The sequence below is a fragment of the Pantoea sp. DY-5 genome (genome assembly GCF_019795955.1).
GTDB classification, from domain to species: Bacteria; Pseudomonadota; Gammaproteobacteria; order Enterobacterales; family Enterobacteriaceae; genus Pantoea; species Pantoea leporis.
In genome coordinates, this window is the sequence record NZ_JAIMIE010000001.1 from 889,840 (window position 1) to 909,851 (window position 20,012).

Here is a 20,012-nt window from a genome sequence, read left to right on the forward strand (position 1 = left end):
CTTTTATCATCAGAAGAAACCGAGCGGTTGCGTGCTGTAGCTCACCAGCAGGTTTTTAGTTTGCTGATAATGGTCGAGCATCATTTTGTGAGTTTCACGGCCAATCCCCGATTTCTTATAGCCGCCAAACGCCGCGTGCGCCGGATAGAGGTGATAACAGTTGGTCCACACGCGACCGGCTTTGATGGCGCGGCCCATGCGATAGGCACGGTTGATATCTCGCGTCCAGACGCCTGCGCCAAGTCCGTAAATCGAATCATTGGCGATTGCCAGCGCTTCCGCTTCATCTTTGAAGGTCAGCACACCAACCACCGGGCCAAATATCTCCTCCTGGAACACGCGCATGCTGTTATCGCCTTTCAACAGCGTCGGCTGAATGTAGTAGCCGCTGGCAAACTCTTCGCCCACTTTCTCTACGCCGCCGCCGTGCAGCACCTGCGCGCCCTCTTGCTGCGCAATTTCCAGATAAGAGAGGATTTTGTCGAACTGCTGCTGCGACGCCTGCGCGCCAATCATGGTTTCGGTATCCAGCGGATCGCCACGTTTAATGGTTTTGATGCGCTTCATCACCGCCGCCATAAACGGCTCAAAGATCGATTCCTGCACTAGCGCGCGCGACGGACAGGTACAAACTTCACCCTGATTAAGGAAGCCCAGCACCACGCCTTCTGCCGCTTTCTCAATGAAACTCTCTTCAGCATCCATGATGTCTTCGAAGAAGATGTTCGGCGACTTGCCGCCCAGTTCAACGGTGGACGGGATCAGGCTTTTCGCCGCTAGCTCCAGAATATGGCCGCCGGTGGCAGTGGATCCGGTGAAGGCGATTTTGGCGATGCCCGGATGGGATGCCAGCGCTTCGCCTGCCTCTTTGCCGTAGCCGTGTACCACGTTGATCACACCCGGCGGCAGCAGATCTTTGATCACGTCCATAAACAGCGTAATCGACAGCGGCGTTTGCTCGGCCGGTTTCAACACCACACAGTTACCTGCGCCAAGCGCCGGCGCCAGTTTCCATGCCGCCATCAGCAGCGGGAAGTTCCACGGAATGATTTGCCCGACCACGCCCAGCGGTTCGTGGAAGTGATAGGCGGCGGTGAACTCATCGATTTCAGCGGCGGTGCCTTCCTGCGCACGCACGCAGCCAGCGAAATAGCGGAAGTGATCGACCGCCAGCGGCAGATCCGCCGCCAGCGTTTCACGCACCGGCTTACCGTTATCCCAGGTTTCGTTGACCGCGATATATTCCAGATTCTCTTCCAGCCGATCGGCAATTTTCAGCAGCACCAGCGAGCGTGCCTGCGGCGAGGTTTTGCCCCACGCATCGGCAGCGGCCTGGGCGGCAGCCACGGCGTTATCGATATCGGCGCGGTCCGAACGGGGAAATTCGCCAATGGTAGAAGCATTGATCGGTGAAGTGTTGACGAAGTAGTTACCGTTCACCGGCGCAACAAATTCGCCGTTGATAAAGTTGCCATAACGCGATTGCAGAGTAATGAGAGAACCTTGTTCTCCCGGAGCAGCGTAACGCATGGTGTTTCTCCTTGCGGGACAGAGTGGCGATTAACAACTATGAAACCTGTTATTAACATTGGGCGATCCACGCCAGCCTGTCAGATCGTAAAAGGGGAAACTGTGACCGCACCGAGGGAAATGTGGCGTGCGTAGGCCGCTACAGATAATTCCGAGTTTTCCCGCTTATGCCGCAAAAAGCGGAACATGGGCGAAATATGTGGTCAATATGAAGCAGGATACTAACCAGGAGAAACAGATGTTGGCTTCAGCCCTGACGTTAATGCGCGCCAAAGCGAACTTTGTTCAGCAATTTATCCGCAACCCGCGCAAAATGGGCAGCATCACGCCCTCTTCCGCCGCGCTGTGCCGCACCATGTGCGATGCGGTGAACTGGGATAATAGCCTGCGTATCGCCGAACTGGGCGCCGGTGATGGCGTGCTCACACGCCACGTGCTGGCGCGTATGTCACCGCAAGCACAGCTTGATGTGTTTGAAATCAGCCCGGAACTGGTGAAAAGCCTGCGTGGATTGCCTGATGCGCGCATGCAGGTACGCGCCTGTTCGGCGGAATATCTCGCCGGGGAATATGATGTGATTTTCTCTGGCCTGCCGCTGCTGTCATTACCGCCCGCCACGCGCGACAACATCCTCAGTGCGGTGCATGATGCGCTGGGTCCACGCGGCGTATTCGTGCAGTTTCAATACACCTCGTTCACCCAGCCAAATTTGTCACGCTACTTCACCTGGGAACGCCAGCGGGTGCTGAAAAATATGCCACCCGCGTGGGTTTATCGCTGCACGCGCAACTACGCGCCCTGAGCCTGCGCGCGCGGCTGCGGCCGCGTTTGTAGCCAGAAGCTGCGCAACAGTTCGCGCGACCAATCTTCGCCTGAAAGAACCGTGCCATCGTCACTGACGCCCGCCGGTAAACAGGCGGTCATAATCTCGCGGGTAAATTCCGGATGGAACTGCACCGACAGCGCCTGCGGCGAATAACGCAAAATCTGACAACCATCCTGCGCCGAGCTCGCCAGCACCTGCGCATGCTGGGGCGGCGTTAACACCGATTGCCGATGTGACAACCACGCCTGAAACTCGCCCGGTAGATCGGCCAGCCAGGGATCGTTGTGCGCCTGCGCCTTGCGCGTCAGCGGTTTCAGTCCACGCTCCCAGCCGTGCGGGTTATCACCCACTTTGCCACCCAGCGCATACGCCATCAGTTGATGCCCGTAACAGACGCCCAGCAGCGGCAGCTCCGCCTCCAGCGCGCCACGAATCCAGGCGGCGGTGCGTTCGCTCCAGTCAGCGTGATCGGTGACCATCGCCCAGGAACCGCTGAGGATCGCGCCACTGACGCGGTCAAAGGCCGGTAAATCATCGCCCAGATGCGGACGCACAATCACATAGTCATCGGGCTGCAGTTGCAGCGCGTCGATAAACCAGCGGGGTTGTTCACCAATTTGCGCCACAACCTGCGGCGGCGGGACTTCGAGTTGAATCAGAGCAAGAGGTAAAGCGCGGGTGTGTGTCATGCCGAATACGGTCCTCGTTATGGTCGCCTTTCGGACATCCACTTTGACAGTAAATCAGCGACATGTCTTATTTTTTTCCTGCATAAGCTAATGCTTATGCGAAAAAAATGTTGCCCGACATGCCCGAAGTCCGCGCCTTCATGCCATCATTAGCCGGTGATCATCTTTGTACAGCGTGAAGGAAGACCTCGTGGCAGTGCGGCATTTTTTAATGGTTCTGATGGTGGTTTCCATTTGGGCTTTCAACAACGTGGCGGTGAAGTGGGGATTACTGGAACTTCCGCCGCTGTTTCTCACCTGGATGCGCTTTGTGGTGGTAGCGATTGTGCTGGTGCCATTCTGCCGCATTACGCGCGCGCAACTGCCGTGGCTGCTGACGCTGGCGTTCACCTTCGGTTTTATGCACTTCTCGCTGCTGTTTGTCGGCATGCGCTACACCGATGCCGGCACCGGCGCCATCGTGGTTCAGCTCGGTACGCCGATTGCCATGCTGCTGGCGATGGTGATTCTCAAGGAGAAATTGCGGCTGGTGCAGCTGTTTGGTATCGCCATTTCGCTGAGCGGCGTGGCGGTGCTGTCGGGCAGCCCGACCATTCCGGCCTGGTGGGTGCTGTGTATTCTGTTGTGCAGCGCGTTTGGCTGGGCGATCAGCAATATGATTGTAAAAAAATCGCCGCCGATACAACCGCTGACGCTCACCGGCTGGATCTCCTTCCTTGCGGTGCCGATTGTCGGTGCTGCTTCGTGGCTGACCGAATCCCATCAGTTTTACGCGCTGAGCCACGCCGGCTGGCGCGGCTGGTTTGGCATTCTGTATAGCGCGCTCGCCTCGTCGATTGTCGCCTATACGCTGTGGTATGCGCTGCTGAAGAAGTACAACGTCAACCTGATCATGCCCTATTCGCTGCTGACGCCGGTGCTGGCGGTGTTGATGGGCGTTTTCGTCTTGGGTGACAGCATGAACAGCTTTAAGATCCTCGGTGCGTCACTGGTGGTGCTGGGCACCGCGATTGCGGTGATCAACCTGCGTAACCTGCGGATGCATGCGCGTTTTCCGCGCTTACGCCGCCGTTAATCCGCTCTGCTATGCTTGAGTCTCGCGCGTTTTCCGGAGACTCAACATGGATTCTCAACGTGCTGCCGCACTGTGGCAGCAAATGTGGCAGGGATTGCGAGGCGCGGACCCGCTTCCCTCGCCGACTTTTCTCCAGCCCGACACTTTTTCCTCTGCCTTTGCCGTCAGCGAATTGGCGGCCACCAGCATCGGCCTCGCCAGCCAGGCGCTAAGCGATCTGCTCGGCCAATCCGCGCCGGTCAGTGTTAATGTCCGTCTCGCCTCGCGTTGGTTTCAGCACAGCCTGATCCCGCTCAATCGACCGCCTGCTGCGCTGTGGGATGAATTCGCCGGTGATTACGCCAGCGCCGACGGCTGGATCCGCCTGCACACCAACGCGGCTCATCATCGTGCGGCGATGGAGCGCGTGCTCGGCCAGCATGCCGATCGTGCCGCGCTGGCCGATGCGGTGGCCCGCTGGCCCGCCGCCACGCTGGAACAGGCGGTGATTGATGCCGGCGGCTGCGCCGCGCAGATGCGCAGCGAAGCGCAATGGCTGCAGCATCCGCAAGGCAGCGCCGTGCAGCAGGAAGCGCTGATTGCCCAACAGGCCACCGACGCCGCCCCGCCGCCCGCCTGGTCACTGTCGCCCGCGCGGCCGCTGCTCGGCGTGCGTGTACTGGATCTCACACGCATCATTGCTGGACCGGTGGCGACGCGTTTTCTCGCCAGCCTCGGCGCGCAGGTGCTGCGCATCGATCCGCCCGACTGGCACGAACCCACGCTGGAAGAGGAGATCACCTGCGGCAAACGCTGTGCGCGGCTTGATATCAAATCCCGCGCCGGGCGCGAGCAACTGCGCCAGCTGTTGCAGCACAGCGATGTGCTGGTACACGGTTATCGTGCTGATGCGCTGGAAAAACTCGGGCTGGATGCCGATACGCGCCGCCAACTCGCGCCGGGCTTAGTGGATGTCAGTCTGAATGCGTGGGGCTGGAGCGGGCCATGGCGCAACCGGCGCGGCTTCGACAGTCTGGTACAGATGGGCTGCGGCATCGCCGAACAAGGCATGCGCTGGAGCGGCAATAATCAACCGACGCCGCTGCCGGTGCAGGCGCTCGATCACGCCACCGGTTATCTGATGGCCGCCGCGGTGCTGGAAGGTTTGCGTCAGCGCTTGACCAACGGCGTTGGCTGGCAGGCGCGCTTATCGCTGGCACGCACCGCGCGGCTGTTGCAGCAGTTCGGTGACGCGCCGCAGAATGCGCAAAACGGTATCCACGCGCAGCACGATGACGCGCTGAGCGCGATAGAGATCAATCAGTGGGGAATTGCGGAGAGATTGCGTGCCGCAGCGTATTTGCCCGGCACGCCAAAAATCTGCGCGACGCCAGGCGTGAAACTCGGCAGCAGCGCAGCAAGCTGGTAACGATTACGCCTCGTCGCCCTGCTCTTCGTTCAGTTCGTCATACATCGCCTGCATCGCCTCACGGCTCAGCACCGCCAGCGTGCGGTAAAATGCCGTGGTGGCATGCGCTTCCACTTTGCCGAGGAACGCGCCGCACCACGGCAGCAGATACTCATCAAACAGCGCCAGCTGCGCGGCAGATTCATCCTCTGCCGACTGATCTTCCAGCCACGATGCCGCCAGCAGCAGCACGCCAAAGTGATCGGCAGGCGCTTCGCTCAGCGGCATGCCGCGCGCGCTGAGAAACGCACGCACGTCTGCTTCAGCAACACCGTTCGGCCACTGTGATGCGTACGGCGGCACGCTGCACTCGCTGCCGACAAACAGCGCATTGTAGTCGGCGGCCAGCGCCTGCGGATCGCTATTCTGCTGCAGGCGCGTCAACAATTCGTCCTGCTCCAGCGGCCACTGCTGTTGCAGTTTGCCTTCACGCAGCAGAGTGAACAGCGGCACCAGCAGTGGATCCTGCGGCTGGCGATTAAACAGCGAGCCGATGACGCGGCAGAGAATGGAAAACTCATTCATGCAACAGAATTCCTTGAGGCAAAAAAGTTAAAAATCAGCAAATTCAGCAATGTGTTTGCCGGTGCGCTGTTCGAGGAAGTCGAGCAGGCGACGCGGCGTGACATTTAACACGCGATCTTGCGGAAAATCCACTTCGCTGGTGATGCGCAGACAGTGTTCGAAATTGCCCAGCGTAAACGCGGTGTGGGAATCGGAACCAAACGCCAGACGTCCACCGGCATCGCGCACCGCTTCGGCAATGGCGCGACAGTTCGGTTCGCTGCCCGGACGCGAATGGGTAAAGGAGGAGTTATTGATCTCCAGCGCCACATCGTAATGCGCGGCGGCTTCGGCAATCGCGCGAATATCCACCGGAAACTTCGGGTTGCCCGGATGCGAAATGATATGCACCAAACCGCCCGCCATCGCCGCAATCATCGCTTCAGTGTGATGTGCTTTGTCACGCGGCGCATAAACCGGTTCGTGGAAGCCCGCGACGATCAGATCCAGCGCATCCAGCATCGGGCCGCTGCAATCGATCTCGCCCTGCTGATTTTTGATGTTGGCTTCAATACCGCGCAGCACGCCAACGCCATCAATCACGCGCGGCCAAATGCGCATGTTGACGAAATGCCAATAGTGCGGCGCATCGGCCATATCCGGGCCGTGATCGGTAATCGCGAACAGCTTCAGGCCGTTCTGTTTCGCCTGCGCCACATAATCATGTAGCGTGCTGTAAGCGTGCGTGCTGGCAACGGTGTGCATATGTAAATCAACGGGATACATCTTCATCTCCTGACCCAATGGGAATTAATAACCGCGCTGGCGATCGACTAAACCACCCGGCTGTTGACCTTGCTCCAGAGCAAGTATGGCATCCGCAATGTAATCCATCGCCTCGCCTGGCAAGGTAATCGCCGCAGTATGTGGCGTGATTGTGACATGCGGATGAGACCACAACGGATGATCCTGCGGCAGCGGCTCGCGCTGGAACACATCCAGCGCGGCGGCGGCCAGCTGACCGCTGTTGAGCGCCGCCAGCAGATCGGCTTCTACCACATGCGCACCGCGCGCCAGGTTAAGGAAGCAGGCGCCGTGCGGCAATGCGTTAAGCAGCTGGCTATCGATCAAGTTGGTGGTTTCCGGCGTGGTCGGCAGCAGATCGATTAGCACCTGCGTGCCCGCCAGGAAAGCATTGAGCTGTTCGCGGCCATGGAAGCTTTGCACACCGTCGATCTGCTTCGGCGAACGGCTCCAGCTGCGTAACGGAAAGCCCCACTGACGCAAACTCTCCAGCACGCTACGGCCTAATACGCCCGCGCCGAGCACGCCAATGGTGAAGTTTTCGCGTTCGAAACCGTCCAGCTCCTGCCAGCAAGCCTGCTGCTGCAGTTGACGATAGTCGGCAAAACGGCGGAACCAGCCCAGCACGCACCAGTTGGCGTACTCCTGCATCTGGCGCGCCATGCCGGTATCTTCCAGGCGGAATAACGGCACGGTGTTGGCCAGCATCTGTGGATTGTCACGCAGCTGTTTGAGGATTTCGTCGACGCCCGCGCCCATGGCAAAAACGCCTTTCAGCTGACGCCCCGCCAGCATCTCGACCGGCGGAGAACGCACCACCGCATAATCGGCCGGTGCGTTATCGCCCGGCTGCCAGTCACGCACGCGCGCCTCCGGCAAACGCTGACGCAAACCCTCCAGCCAGCCTTGCGGCGCCAGCGACGGGTGATACCAGATTATCTCCATACGACTCTCCTTTTTTTGCTTCAGCCTCAGGCAAATAGCCGTACAGGGCAAGCAAAAACCTTAGCCTTGAGGCAATTTCTCACGTGATTAATTCCGGGCGCTTCACATTTCCACCGCTGTGCGAGGCTAAGCGGCGCGATTGCGACTAAAGTTGTTCGGGTGGTCAATGCGTTAGCACACCACCTTTTCGGACAAGGAGAAAAACCGATGATAAAAAATGCCGTATTCACGCCCGCGCGTCTGACCTTTTTACTCAGCGCCGCGTTGCTGGCCGGTGCCAGCGCCGCACATGCCGACGATCAAAGCCGCATGCTCAGCAACCAACCGCAGCCACCGGATGTGCGCCTGGGACCGTTGTTCAATGCGGTACAGCAGGCTAAATTTTATCCGGATCAGAAAACCTTCGCCGATGCGGTGCCGAAATCCAATCCCTCGTCGATTCTGGCCGACTGGCAGATGCAAAAAAACCAGCGCAACTTCGATCTCAAGCATTTTGTCGACAGCAACTTCACGCTGCCAAAAGAGGGTGACAAATATGTGCCGCCCGCCGGGCAAAGCCTGCGTGAGCACATCAACGGTTTATGGCCGGTGCTGACGCGTACCGCGCAAAGTGCCAGTCAGTACGATTCGCTGCTGCCGCTGCCCAAACCTTATGTGGTGCCTGGCGGACGCTTCCGCGAAGTGTATTACTGGGACAGCTACTTCACCATGCTCGGCCTGGCGGAGAGCGGTCACTGGGATCGCGTGCAGGATATGGTGGATAACTTCGCCACCGAGCTGGACAAATATGGCCATATTCCCAACGGTAACCGCAGCTACTATCTCAGCCGCTCGCAGCCGCCGTTCTTCAGCTTGATGGTTGACCTGCTGGCAACGCACAAAGGCGACGACGTCTATCGCCAATACCTGCCGCAGCTGCAGAAAGAGTACGATTACTGGATGGCGGACAGCGACAAAGTGGCGGCCGGCCAGGCCAGCAAACGTGTGATCAAACTCAGCGACGGCACGCTGCTTAACCGTTACTGGGACGATCGCGATGCGCCGCGTACCGAATCCTGGCTGGATGACGTCAACACCGCGAATAAAGCGCCGGAACGCAATAAACAGCAGGTTTATCGCGACTTACGTGCGGGCGCGGCTTCGGGCTGGGATTTCAGTTCGCGCTGGTTCACCGATGCGCACAATCTGGCGTCCATCCGTACCACGCAGCTGGCACCGGTTGATCTTAACAGCCTGATTTTCCACCTCGAACAGACACTGTCCAAAGCCGCCAAACTGGATAAGCAGGATGACAAAGCCAAACAGTTCGCGGCGGATGCTGAGAAACGTCAGGCGGCGATCAATCGCTACCTTTGGGATGAGAAAAAAGGCTGGTACGCCGATTACGATTTCCAGAAGAAGCAGGTGCATTCACAGCTGACCGCTGCGACGCTGTTCCCGCTCTATATGCAGCTCGCGAGCGATAAGCAAGCTGAACGCACCGCTTCCGCAGTTGAAAAACAGCTGCTGAAACCCGGCGGACTGGTGACCACCACGGTGAATAACGGCCAGCAATGGGATGCGCCAAACGGTTGGGCGCCGCTGCAATGGGTGGCGGTGGAAGGTCTGGAGCATTACAAGCAGCCGAAACTGGCGCAGCAGATTGGTCAGCGCTTCCTGCAGAACGTGCAGGCGACCTACGACAAGGAACATAAGCTGGTAGAGAAATACGTGGTTGAAGGCGCGCAGCTGGGCGGCGGTGGCGGCGGTGAATATCCGCTGCAGGACGGCTTCGGCTGGACCAACGGTGTGACGCTGAAGCTGCTGGATAAGTACTGCCCGAAAGACAAAACCTGTAATAACGCCAGCGATATCCCGAATATGCCGGTTTTGACTAGCGCGAAGTAATCACATCTATTCTGCCGGGCGAATAAGCCCGGCCACCGCACATTACTGTAGCGGCGCAATTTATTGCGCGATCCAAACCTGTACAAGGTGCAACCAATGCCATGCGCGATAAATCGCGCCGCTACGGCTCGTGCCTGTCATCTGTGCATTTTCCTCACATCCCTCTAGCAACAAACTCACATCTTGAAACATCCGCGACAAAAGATAATAATTCTCAATCTGATATCGATAGTTATTCCCATTAAAATAACAGGAACCTCTCATGACCTCGTTGTTTACCCTTAAACGTGGCCGCATACTGTGCGCGCTTGCGCTGGCTTTACCCGCGGCAAGCTTCGCTGAAGAGTCGATTGTCGTGACAGCGCAACCGCAAGAGAGCGCCACCTCACCGACGCAGGGCTATCTCGCCACGCGCAGCAGCGGTGCCAGCAAAAGCGATCAGCCGCTGATTACTACCCCGCAGTCGATCTCGGTAGTCACGCGTCAGCAGATGGAAGATCAGGGCGCGCAGGATCTCAATCAGGCGCTGGGTTACACGCCGGGCGTCTTCACCAACTTTGGCGGCGCGGCCACGCGTTATGACACCATCGCGCTGCGTGGTTTCCACGGCGGCGATGTCGATAACACCTTCCTCGATGGCCTGCGCGTGATGAGTGACGGCGGCAGCTTCAACATCCTGCAGGTGGATAACTGGTTCCTCGACCGCATCGATGTGATTAAAGGTCCCTCCTCGGCGCTCTACGGCCAAACGGTGCCGGGCGGATTGGTGAATATGGTGAGCAAGCGCCCGCAGTTTGCTGAAGAGGGCCACTTCCGCCTGGCGACCGGCACCAACGCCACCAATAACGCCGCCTTTGATTACACCAACGCCATCAACGATCAGTGGGCATTTCGCTTAACCGGCATTACGCGCAACAGCGATACCCAATACGATCACACCCGCGAAGAGAAATATGCGATTTCGCCACAGCTGATGTGGCAGCCAAGTGAAGATACCAACTTAGTGCTGCGCGCCTACCTGCAGAAAGATCCGTCCGGCGGCTATCACGGCTCGGTACCGGCGGAAGGCACGCTCTACAGCCATAATGGCCGCAAATTGAGTGACAGTTTCTATGAAGGTGACACTGCGCTCGATCAGTTCAAACGTCGCGAACAGATTTACAGCTATGACTTCTCGCACCGCTTCAACGATGTGTGGTCGGTGTACTCCACCGGCAGCTACAGCCACTCCAATACCGAGCTCGATCAGGTTTATCAGATTGGCTGGAACGCAACGAATCCAGACCTGCTGAACCGCTACTACTCCGGTGAGCGTTCATCGCTGAGCGCGTGGGCCAACGACAACCGCTTGCAGGCCGATTTCGCTACCGGCGCGGTTCAGCATCGCGTGACGCTGGGCGCGGAATACCATCGCTATAAAAACGACATCACCGAAGCCAGCGATGCCGCCAGCGCGCTGAATGCGTGGAACGGCGAAGAAGTGGGCACCATGCCGGACTTCGACTGGACATCGCAGACGCGCCGCTACTATCAAACCGGTTTGTATCTGCAGGATGAGTTGCAGCTCGATCGCTGGCATCTGGATTTGTCGGGACGCTACGATCGCATCGTGTCGGAAAACGGCACCAGCCGTCGTCAGGACGATCACATCAGCGGCCGCGCTGCGCTGTTATATGCCTTCGAGAACGGCATCTCGCCTTATGTCAGCTGGAGCCAGGCAATAACGCCGGCTTCGTTAACCGATCCTTTCGGCAATCAGCTAAAACCGACCACGTCAGAGCAGTATGAAGCGGGCGTGAAATATCAGCCGCTGGGCACGCGCGATATGTACTCAATCGCGGTGTACGATTTAACCCAGGACGATGTCGCCAACCGTAACGTGCTGGACGGCACTTACACGCCGTCGGGCAAAGTGCACTCGCAGGGCATTGAACTCGAAGCGCGTAATCAGCTGACGCAACGTTTCAGCACCATCGCCGGCTACACGCTGAATCATCTGCGCTTCAAAGATTCGGTGGACGGTAACGATGGCCATACGCCGTATGTCACGCCGAACAGCATGGCGTCGTTGTGGGGCCATTATCAGTTTGACTACGGCTTGAGCGCCGGTGCGGGTGTGCGCTATATCGGCAAACAGTGGGCGGATAACGAGAACACTACGCGTCTGCCATCGGTAACGCTGTTTGATGCCTCGGTTCGCGCCGATCTGGGCGCATGGAACTCACAGCTGAAAGGCGCGTGGCTGCAGGTGAATGCCAACAACCTGACCGATAAAAAGTATCTGGCCGCCTGTTACGGCACCGGTTACTGCTATCGCGGTGCCGAGCGCACGGTCATGGCTACGGTGGGCTACGACTTTTAATCAGGCATAAAAAAATCCGCCATCCTTATGCGGGATGGCGGATTTCATCAAATCTCTATGCTGTTAACTTCGTACTTTACGGTAGATCCACAGCACCACAATGGCACCAATCACTGCCACCACGAAGCTGCCAAAGTTGAAACCGTCAACTTTACCGAAACCAAACAGGGTACTGATCCAGCCACCGACAACCGCACCCACCACACCCAGAACTACAGTGATGATAAAGCCGCCGCCATCTTTACCCGGCATAATCCACTTAGCGATAATCCCGGCAATCAGACCAAAAATAATCCATGAAAGAATACCCATGTACTGCTCCTTACGTTATTAATCAATGTGTTCACCGCCTCTAGTATAGACGGGATTTTATGATCTGCATCCCAACTTGCCGCCGTAAATAGCCGTTAGCTGACTAAAGGTTAGCGCAGCGACGCCGATAACTGACGAACAGCATTGTCAGTCGTGAAAATAACAATCGGATAAGTGGAGCAGGACGTGGGAGAAGCCGATAAAGAACAATACCTCAAGCGAGGCACGTTAGCGGTTTTGGGCGTGATGAAGGACCTGTTGCGTTTTCAAACCCCGTTGATGGTGAATTTTTCGCGCGGTCAGTTTATCAGTCGCTTGCTGTCAGCCGATGAAGATCAGGTGATCTTTGACCTCGGCAGCAACGCGCTGGATAACGATTTAGCGCTGCAAGGTGGCGAAGTGAATATTGCCGCCGAAACGCACGGTGCCAAAGTCGAATTTGGCTTAACCGGTTTACAGCGTGTTGAATTCGAAGGCTTACCCGCTTTTGCTGCGTCGCTACCGGAACTGGTGTGGCAGATTCAACGTCGTGAATTCTTTCGCGTCAATGCGCCGCTGGAACCGGTTTTTTATTGCCACAGCCAGTGGCCTGATGGGCGTACCGCGCGCTTCCGCCTGCAGGATCTGTCACTGGGCGGCGTCGGCGTGCTGCTGGACGAAGCGCTACCGGAAGGCCTCAATCGCGGCGATACCTTTAAAAACCTGCGCGTGGATTTAGCTGAGTATGGTCATTTTGAGGTGACAGCACAGCTGCTGCACATTGGTGAACGCACCGTAGTGACCAGCAAGAATGAAACTCGCGCCACACCGCGCCTTAGCTTCCGCTTTACCGCCATCGAACCGATTCAGGAACGCCAGCTGCAGCAGGTGATTTTTGCGCTGGAACGTCTGGCGCGTGATAAAGCCAACCGTTTCCAGTAGCGCTGGACGTTTATCACCGTACAACATCGTAGCGGCACAATTTATTGCGCTATTTGGCATGAGATACACGTCTAAAAAGCGCGATAAATCGCGCCGCTACGAAGCGTGCGCGATTTATATAACGATAATCAATGCGGCTGATAACGGCAACGTGCCACCGCATCCAGCCAGCCGTGATAATTCTCCTGCATGCTTTTCGCCTGATCCTCACGCGGCATAATCACGCTACCGCCCTGTAACGCCTGCATCTCACTGCCCTGCTGCCACCAGCCCAGAGTGCGGCCCGCTAATAATGCGACGCCCAACGCGGAAACTTCTGCCGTCGGCACGCGTTTCAGTGGCCGCTGCAATACATCGGCCTGCATCTGCATCAACCAGCTATTTTCCGTGGCGCTGCCATCCACGCACAGCGCAGGAAGTTGCACGCCGCTGGCCTGCTCCATGGCAAAAAACACATCGGCGATCTGGAAGGTGATCGACTCCAGCGCCACGCGCGCCAGCACCTCCGGCGTCGCCGCATCGGTCAAGCCACACACCATGCCGCGCGCTTTCAAATCCCACCAGGGCGCACCAAGACCAGAGAGCGCCGGCACAAAATAGATGCCCTGATTATGCTCGCTGCGCTGCGCCAGCGCAGTGAGTTCTCGCGGATCATGAATGCCCAGCATGCGGCCCAGCCACGCCGCGCCGGAACCGGTGTGGGTAATGTTGCCCTCAAAGGCATAGCGCAGCGTGCCGTCGTGCCACGCCACCGTGGTGCTGAGACCATTTTCCGTCAGCAGCGGCGTCGCCATCGACATCATCAGTGATGAACCGGTGCCGTAAGTGGCTTTGACCACCTCTTCGCTGCCGTTGCGCTGCGCTTGCAGCGCGGCGTGTGAATCGCCGATGCGCGATAAAATCGGCGTGCCGGGCGCTAAACCGGCAATATCGTTACGCGTCACCACGCCTTGCGCGCTGGCCGAGGGCACAATCTGCGGCAGCGCCGCACGGGGAATGTGGAACAGCGTCAGCAGTTCATCGTCCCAGTCGCCGCTGTGCAGGTTGTAGAGCTGGGTACGCGCCGCATTGGCATGATCGGTGACGAAGCTTTCGCCGCCGCTCAGCTGCCAGCTCAGCCAGCTGTCCACGGTGCCGATACAGAGTTCACCGGCCTGGGCGCGCGCGAATCCATTCGGCAACGCAGCAAGCATGCCGGTAAGTTTACCGGCTGGAAACATCGGATCGACCGCTAATCCGGTGAGTCCGGTGATGCGCGGGGCTTTACCCGCCACGCGCAGATCGCGGCAAAATGCCTCCGAGCGGCGATCCTGCCAGCTGACGAGCGGCGTCAGTGGCTGACCGTTATGTCGTTGCCAGATCAGTACCGATTCGCGCTGGTTGCTGATCGCCACCGCCGCGACGTGCGCCCCCGCACACTGCGCCAGACAAGCGCTCACCGCCTGTTTCACCGCCTGCCAAATCGCCAGCGGATCCTGCTCCGCCAAACCCGGCTGCGGATGCTCCAGCGTCAGCGGCTGACTGCCGCGCGCCACCACATTGCCGGCACGATCAACCGCAATCGCTTTAGCGTTGGTGGTGCCTTCATCAATTGCCAGTATCAACGAACCTGCCATCTTTACGCTCCTGCACAGATGCGCGCTGCACTCTTCACCACGCTGGCGGCATCAATGCCATGTCGGGCACGGGTGGAGGCGCGATCGCCAGCAATCGCGTATTCGCCGTCGGGGATGCCCAAACGCAGCAGCGGGATGCCACAGCCGCCTTCCGCCAGCACTTCCGCCACCAGGCTGCCGACGCCGCCGTTGACGTTGTGTTCTTCCACGGTAATGACCGCTGGATAGTGATTTAACAGCTCGCGCAGCTGTTGGGTATCACAAGGTCGAATCGATGGAATGCTGATCACACCTGCTGTAATGCCTTGCTCATGCAGTTGCTCGGCGGCGTGAACCACCTCGTGAACCGTCGAGCCCATCGCCACCAGCACAATGTCATGACCTTCACGTAACACGTCGATTTGGCCAGGACGGAATTGATAGTTTTCATCGTGCAGCTGCGGCAGATCTTTACCGTCCAGACGGATATACACCGGCCCGACATGCGCCAGCGCATACTCAATAATCTGGCGGCACTCCAGCGGGCAGGATGGCGCATAGATTTCGATGTTGCCGAAGCCGCGCATCACTGCAATGTCGTCGATGCTGTGATGGGTGCTGGCCAGCGGGCCGTAGCTGGCACCGGCATTCAGGCCAAACAGTTTAACGTTGGTGTTGTTGTAGCAGACGTCGACTTTAACCTGCTCATTGGCGCGGGAAACCAGGAACGGCGCGGCGTTGCAGGTCACGGCCACTTTGCCGCCAATTGCCAGACCGGCGGCGGTGCCCACCAGCGTTTGCTCCGCGATACCCACGTTGATCAGGCGATCGGGGAATGCTTTGATAAAGGGCGCAATTTTGGCGGTTGAGGTGGAATCGGCCACCACCGGCACTAAATCGACGCCGCGATTAACCGCATCAATAAATGCCTCGACCATTACCGTCGCCAGGTGTTTTGCATTACTCATCTTTCAACTCCTCCAGTGCCAACTCAATCTCTTCCCCTTTCGGCACGCGGTGATGCCACTCCGGTTTGCCCTGAATAAAGGAGATGCCGAAGCCTTTTTCGGTATGCGCCACAATCACCTGCGGCTTGCCGCTGTTGCGCGGCAGGTTTTCGATGGCGTCCACCACCGCCGCCATGTCATTGCCGTTGCACTCGCTCACATCCAGACCAAAGGCGCGCCATTTTTCCGGCAGCGGATCGGTGTTCATGATGTCGCGCGTATGGCCCGCCAGCTGCAGCTTGTTCTTGTCATTGATGATCACCAGGTTATCGAGGCCGTAATGCGCCGCCACCAGCGCCGCTTCCCAGTTGCTGCCCTCCGCCAGCTCACCGTCGCCGGTGACGACAAAAATGCGGCGGTCGCTGTCATCTTTCTTCGCCGCCAGCGCAATGCCGACCGCCACCGGTAAACCGTGGCCCAGCGCGCCGGTGTTCAGCTCAACGCCCGGCGTTTTTTGTCGCACCGGATGGCCCGGCAGATGCGAATCGGAATGCTGATAAGTCGGCAGCCATTCGGTGGGGAAATAACCGGCTTCTGCCAGCACGCAGTAATAACCGCCCACCGCATGGCCTTTCGACTGGATGTAAATGTCGCGCTGCGGATCGTTGGTGCGATCTGGCGCGCAGTTAAGGATGCGGAAATAGAGCGCGGTGAGGATCTCAACCTGCGAGAGATCGGCACCGGTATGCCCGCCCGCCGGGCTGCCCGCATTAAGCTGAATGATGCGGCGGCGCACGGCGCGCGCTTTCGCTGCCAGATCCGCTACCGAGTATTTGAAAGGATTCATAGACACCTCTGAATTTTAAAGCATGGATGAATATTTATTCGTGATGGAGAAAAAAAGGTGCAGACAATCAGCGCCTGCACCCAACCGATTAACTTTTTGCCGGGCTGCCGCCCTCCTCAATCAGCGCTTTCTGCGCCACCACCGCCGCTTTCTGCTGCATGCGGCTCTGCATTTGGTCGATGATCACCGCCACGATAATCACGATGCCTTTGATCACCATTTGCCAGAACTCGCTCACACCCATCATGATCAAACCGTCGGCGAGGAAGCCGATCACAAAGGCACCAATCAGCGTGCCAAGAATGGTGCCGCGTCCACCCGCCAGCGAGGTACCGCCCAGCACCACTGCGGCAATCGCGTTCATTTCAAAGGAGGTTCCGTTCGCCGGATGGCTGGCCACCAACTGCGACGAGACCACGATGCCAGCAATTGCCGCGCAAAAACCGGAGATGGCATAGACCCAGATTTTCACCGACTTCACTTTCACGCCCGAGAGTTCAGCGGCGCGTTCGTTATCGCCAATCGCGTAAACCTGACGGCCAAACGGCAGGCGGCGCGCCACGTAGGCAATCACCAGCGCCAGCAGCACCATCATCCAGATGGCCCACGGCAAGCCAAGGAAATAGCCGGCGCCAATCTTGTCGAATCCAGTATTCCCCAGCATTTCATTGCCCTGCAAACCGGGGAAGGTTTCGCCGCCCGAGGTGAGCATCGCCGTGCCGCGCAGGATGTACATGGTGCCGAGCGTGCAGATGAACGGAGCCACGTTATAGCGGGTAATGATCCAGCCATTGACCGCGCCAATCAGCCCGCCAATCAGCAACACAATCGGCACGATCAGCCACACGCTGGGGAAGATGGCGATGCCAAACATCGGCAACACAATGCCTTTGGTGATCAGCCAGCCGGCGATCATGCCGCACAGGCCGAGCGTGGCGCCGATGGAGAGATCGATGCCCGCAGTGATAATGACAAAAGTGATGCCGAGCGCGAGGAAGGCGTTAATGGCGATGTGTTTCACCATGATCACCATGCTGCCCACCGCGAGGAAATCGGGCACCGTGATCGCGAAGAAGCCGACAATCAGAAACAGCGCAATAAAGGTGCGCAGTTTGAGCAGCAGCAGAATCAGGCTTTCGCGTGAGTTGAACGCTTTGACAGGCGATGCGAGCGCGCCATTGTTTTTCATATCAGAATCCTTGTGCGCTTGCTTTAACCAGCGCCGCCTCTTCCGCTTCAGCGCGCGGCAGGTCAGCAGTCAATTTGCCGCCGGACATCACAAGGATGCGATCGGCAACGGCCATGATCTCTTTCAAATCCGAGGTGGAGAACACCACCGCAATGCCCTGCTCCGACAGCTTCACCATCATGCGGAACACTTCGCCTTTGGCACCGACGTCGATGCCGCGACTCGGTTCATCCAGCAGCAGCAAGCGCGGATTGGTCAGCAGCGATCGGCCAATCACCACCTTTTGCTGATTGCCGCCGCTCAGTGCGCTAATGGCGACATCCGGCGAGGAGATTTTGATTGCCAGATTGCCGACGGTGCGGGTCACCACTTCGCGTTCCGCCTGCTCTGAAATCACGGTGCGATGCGACAGACGCCGCCACAGGCTGGCGATGGTGAGATTACTCGCCACCGATGAGATGGGAAAAATGCCCGAGCGTTTACGATCCTCCGGCACCAGACTCATGCCCATACGAATGCGTTCAGCGGTCGGCAGACGCGTCGGCAGCGGTTTGCTGTCGAGCCACAGCTTGCCGAGATAGTTACGCTGCGTGCCAAGCAAACACTCAAACAGTTCGGTGCGCCCCGCGCCCATCAACCCGTAAATGCCGACGATCTCTCCGGAACGCACCTGAAAACTGACATCATCCACCAGCGTGTTGCCGTTTGGGCTGACGCAGGTGATGTGTTCGGCTTCCAGCACCGGCGCACCGAACTGGCGATCCGGCGGCAGGAACGTGCCGACCGGTTCACTGCCCAGCATTTCGCGCACGATCCACGGCACGTCGATATCGCTGACCTGCGCTTCGGCCTGAAAACGCCCGTCGCGCAGAATGGTGATCACATCACCAATCGCCATCAGCTCCTCGAGCCGATGCGAGATATAGATGATGGAGACGCCCTGACGCGTCAGTTCGCGGATCACCCGAAACAGGATCTCCACTTCAGTTTTGCTCAGCGCTGAGGTCGGTTCGTCGAGGATCAGAATGTCGGCGTCCTCCGCCAGCGCTTTGGCGATCTCCACCAATTGCTGCTGGCCAACCTTCAGGCTGCCGACCTTCTCATCCGGTGAAATTGGCTGATCGAGGCGCTGCATCAGCGCGGCGGTGCGGCGTTTCTGCTCGGCTTCATTGATGGGCCGAATGCCGCTTTGGATTTCCCGGCCGAGGAAAATATTCTCCGCTACGCTGAGGTTCTCAAACAGATTGAGTTCCTGATGCACCATGCCGATGCCGTGACGCGCGGCGTCTCGCGTGCTGTGAAACGCCACTTTGTTACCGTTCAGGAACATCTCACCGCTGGTCGGCTGCTGCACCCCGGCGAGAATCTTCATCAGCGTCGATTTGCCTGCGCCGTTTTCGCCGATGATGACGTTGACTTTGCCGCGCCACACGCGGTAATCCACACGATCCAGCGCTAAGGTGCCGGGGAACAGCATCGACATCTGATTGGCTTGCAGAATGATCTCGTCGCTCATTATGGATTCCCCTGCTGCAGCTGCACCGCAACCACCTCATCCACCGTGCCCGCGCCCATGCTGACGGCCAGCAGCGCCTGCGCCGGTTTGCCCACCCAGCTGGCATCCACCGCGGGCAGCTGTTTCACCGCGTGGCGATTGAGTGCTTTGGTGAGCTGCGCGTACTGCACCTGATTGGTGAACTCTTCGAAGCGGAAACCGGCCGCATCGCGAATGGCGTTGCCGCGCAGCACCGGACCAATCAACACTTTTACCGGCTTGCCGTTGATGGTCATGGTGAGGCTGCGTTCCCGCTCGTTGCTGTTGTCAAACGCCGTCACCGTGCCTGCCGCGCGCACAAACACGCTTTCGCTGCCGCCCGCTTTGACGGTGTGGCTTTTGGTTTCCATATCCGCCCAGCTCAGCGCCTGCTTCTCGGCGGGCTGCTGCACGCGGCTGGCCCAGCTTGACTCCGCAATCTGCTGCGGCGTCTGATCGCTGTAGCCCGGTTTGGCGTTGGGATCTTTCGGCATGATGGGTTTGCCGTTGGCATCGAGATCCACCACGGTGCAGGCGGCTAACATCAGCGTCAGCAGCGCCACCAGCATGCCGCTCAGCGCTTTCCCCTTCATGCCGA

At 58.4% G+C, this 20,012-nt stretch carries 18 protein-coding genes; 6 read left to right on the top strand and 12 right to left on the bottom strand.

Annotation, left to right across the window (positions count from 1 at the left end; genetic code table 11):
• Positions 1-9: 9 nt before the first annotated feature.
• The gene (locus K5Y30_RS04160; RefSeq protein ID WP_110865966.1) at positions 10-1,530 is read right to left on the bottom strand and encodes an aldehyde dehydrogenase family protein; all 1,521 of its coding nucleotides are present in this window, start codon (positions 1,528-1,530) and stop codon (positions 10-12) included.
• 238 nt (positions 1,531-1,768) lie between these two features.
• Between K5Y30_RS04160 and K5Y30_RS04165 the strand changes: the two genes are divergently transcribed.
• Complete coding sequence (locus K5Y30_RS04165) at positions 1,769-2,332, top strand: class I SAM-dependent methyltransferase (RefSeq protein WP_110865965.1); 564 nt, start codon at positions 1,769-1,771, stop codon at positions 2,330-2,332.
• Here K5Y30_RS04165 and K5Y30_RS04170 read toward each other — a convergent pair.
• Positions 2,320-3,045, bottom strand: a complete 726-nt coding sequence (locus tag K5Y30_RS04170; protein WP_222210555.1) for a glutamine amidotransferase — start codon at positions 3,043-3,045, stop codon at positions 2,320-2,322. The two genes, K5Y30_RS04165 and K5Y30_RS04170, sit on opposite strands and share 13 nt — an antisense overlap.
• 190 nt (positions 3,046-3,235) lie before the next feature.
• On the opposite strand from K5Y30_RS04170, the gene K5Y30_RS04175 reads away from it, so the two are divergent.
• Together K5Y30_RS04175 and K5Y30_RS04180 are read left to right on the top strand one after the other, a co-directional pair.
• Complete coding sequence (locus K5Y30_RS04175; RefSeq protein WP_101760776.1) at positions 3,236-4,120, top strand: DMT family transporter; 885 nt, start codon at positions 3,236-3,238, stop codon at positions 4,118-4,120.
• Positions 4,121-4,166: 46 nt separating this feature from the next.
• Positions 4,167-5,528 (top strand): CoA transferase, encoded by a 1,362-nt coding sequence (locus tag K5Y30_RS04180; protein WP_222210556.1) that lies wholly within the window; start codon positions 4,167-4,169, stop codon positions 5,526-5,528.
• 3 nt (positions 5,529-5,531) lie between these two features.
• Here the strand turns inward: K5Y30_RS04180 and K5Y30_RS04185 are convergent, their stop codons facing one another.
• Genes K5Y30_RS04185 through ghrA form a run of 3 tightly spaced genes read right to left on the bottom strand, consistent with a single transcriptional unit; the run spans position 5,532 to position 7,820 of the window.
• A complete protein-coding gene (locus K5Y30_RS04185) occupies positions 5,532-6,092 on the bottom strand; it encodes a molecular chaperone (RefSeq protein WP_192234231.1) in 561 nt (186 codons plus the stop codon).
• Between the two features lie 27 nt (positions 6,093-6,119).
• A complete protein-coding gene (locus K5Y30_RS04190; protein ID WP_110865961.1) occupies positions 6,120-6,857 on the bottom strand; it encodes a phosphatase in 738 nt (245 codons plus the stop codon).
• Positions 6,858-6,881: 24 nt separating this feature from the next.
• Positions 6,882-7,820, bottom strand: coding sequence for a glyoxylate/hydroxypyruvate reductase GhrA (gene ghrA / locus K5Y30_RS04195; protein ID WP_222210557.1), 939 nt, complete (start codon positions 7,818-7,820; stop codon positions 6,882-6,884).
• A gap of 207 nt (positions 7,821-8,027) precedes the next feature.
• Between ghrA and treA the strand changes: the two genes are divergently transcribed.
• The gene (treA, locus tag K5Y30_RS04200) at positions 8,028-9,707 is read left to right on the top strand and encodes an alpha,alpha-trehalase TreA (RefSeq protein WP_222210558.1); all 1,680 of its coding nucleotides are present in this window, start codon (positions 8,028-8,030) and stop codon (positions 9,705-9,707) included.
• Positions 9,708-9,969: 262 nt separating this feature from the next.
• The gene (locus tag K5Y30_RS04205; RefSeq protein WP_222210559.1) at positions 9,970-12,069 is read left to right on the top strand and encodes a TonB-dependent siderophore receptor; all 2,100 of its coding nucleotides are present in this window, start codon (positions 9,970-9,972) and stop codon (positions 12,067-12,069) included.
• A 63-nt stretch (positions 12,070-12,132) separates the two neighbouring features.
• Here the strand turns inward: K5Y30_RS04205 and K5Y30_RS04210 are convergent, their stop codons facing one another.
• A complete protein-coding gene (locus tag K5Y30_RS04210) occupies positions 12,133-12,381 on the bottom strand; it encodes a GlsB/YeaQ/YmgE family stress response membrane protein (protein ID WP_008102737.1) in 249 nt (82 codons plus the stop codon).
• 186 nt (positions 12,382-12,567) lie between these two features.
• Between K5Y30_RS04210 and K5Y30_RS04215 the strand changes: the two genes are divergently transcribed.
• Entirely contained in the window at positions 12,568-13,302 is a 735-nt protein-coding gene (locus tag K5Y30_RS04215) for a flagellar brake protein (protein ID WP_101760783.1), read from the top strand.
• 128 nt (positions 13,303-13,430) lie between these two features.
• Here K5Y30_RS04215 and K5Y30_RS04220 read toward each other — a convergent pair whose 3' ends face one another.
• The 6 genes from K5Y30_RS04220 to K5Y30_RS04245 all read right to left on the bottom strand — a co-directional run bounded on the left by K5Y30_RS04220 (position 13,431) and on the right by K5Y30_RS04245 (position 20,007).
• Entirely contained in the window at positions 13,431-14,918 is a 1,488-nt protein-coding gene (locus tag K5Y30_RS04220; protein ID WP_222181832.1) for an FGGY family carbohydrate kinase, read from the bottom strand.
• A 2-nt stretch (positions 14,919-14,920) separates the two neighbouring features.
• Positions 14,921-15,865 (bottom strand): transketolase family protein, encoded by a 945-nt coding sequence (locus K5Y30_RS04225; RefSeq protein ID WP_101760785.1) that lies wholly within the window; start codon positions 15,863-15,865, stop codon positions 14,921-14,923.
• Positions 15,858-16,691, bottom strand: coding sequence for a transketolase (locus K5Y30_RS04230; RefSeq protein ID WP_222181831.1), 834 nt, complete (start codon positions 16,689-16,691; stop codon positions 15,858-15,860). Before K5Y30_RS04230 ends, K5Y30_RS04225 begins: the two co-directional genes overlap by 8 nt.
• Positions 16,692-16,779: 88 nt before the next feature.
• Positions 16,780-17,880 (bottom strand): ABC transporter permease, encoded by a 1,101-nt coding sequence (locus K5Y30_RS04235; RefSeq protein WP_222210560.1) that lies wholly within the window; start codon positions 17,878-17,880, stop codon positions 16,780-16,782.
• Position 17,881: 1 nt separating this feature from the next.
• Positions 17,882-19,396 carry a sugar ABC transporter ATP-binding protein gene (locus tag K5Y30_RS04240; RefSeq protein WP_222181830.1) on the bottom strand — a complete coding sequence of 505 codons (1,515 nt, stop codon included), beginning with the start codon at positions 19,394-19,396 and terminating at the stop codon, positions 17,882-17,884.
• On the bottom strand, positions 19,396-20,007 hold the full coding sequence (locus K5Y30_RS04245) for a DUF2291 family protein (protein ID WP_222210561.1): 612 nt from the start codon (positions 20,005-20,007) through the stop codon (positions 19,396-19,398). Before K5Y30_RS04245 ends, K5Y30_RS04240 begins: the two co-directional genes overlap by 1 nt.
• Positions 20,008-20,012: the final 5 nt, after the last annotated feature.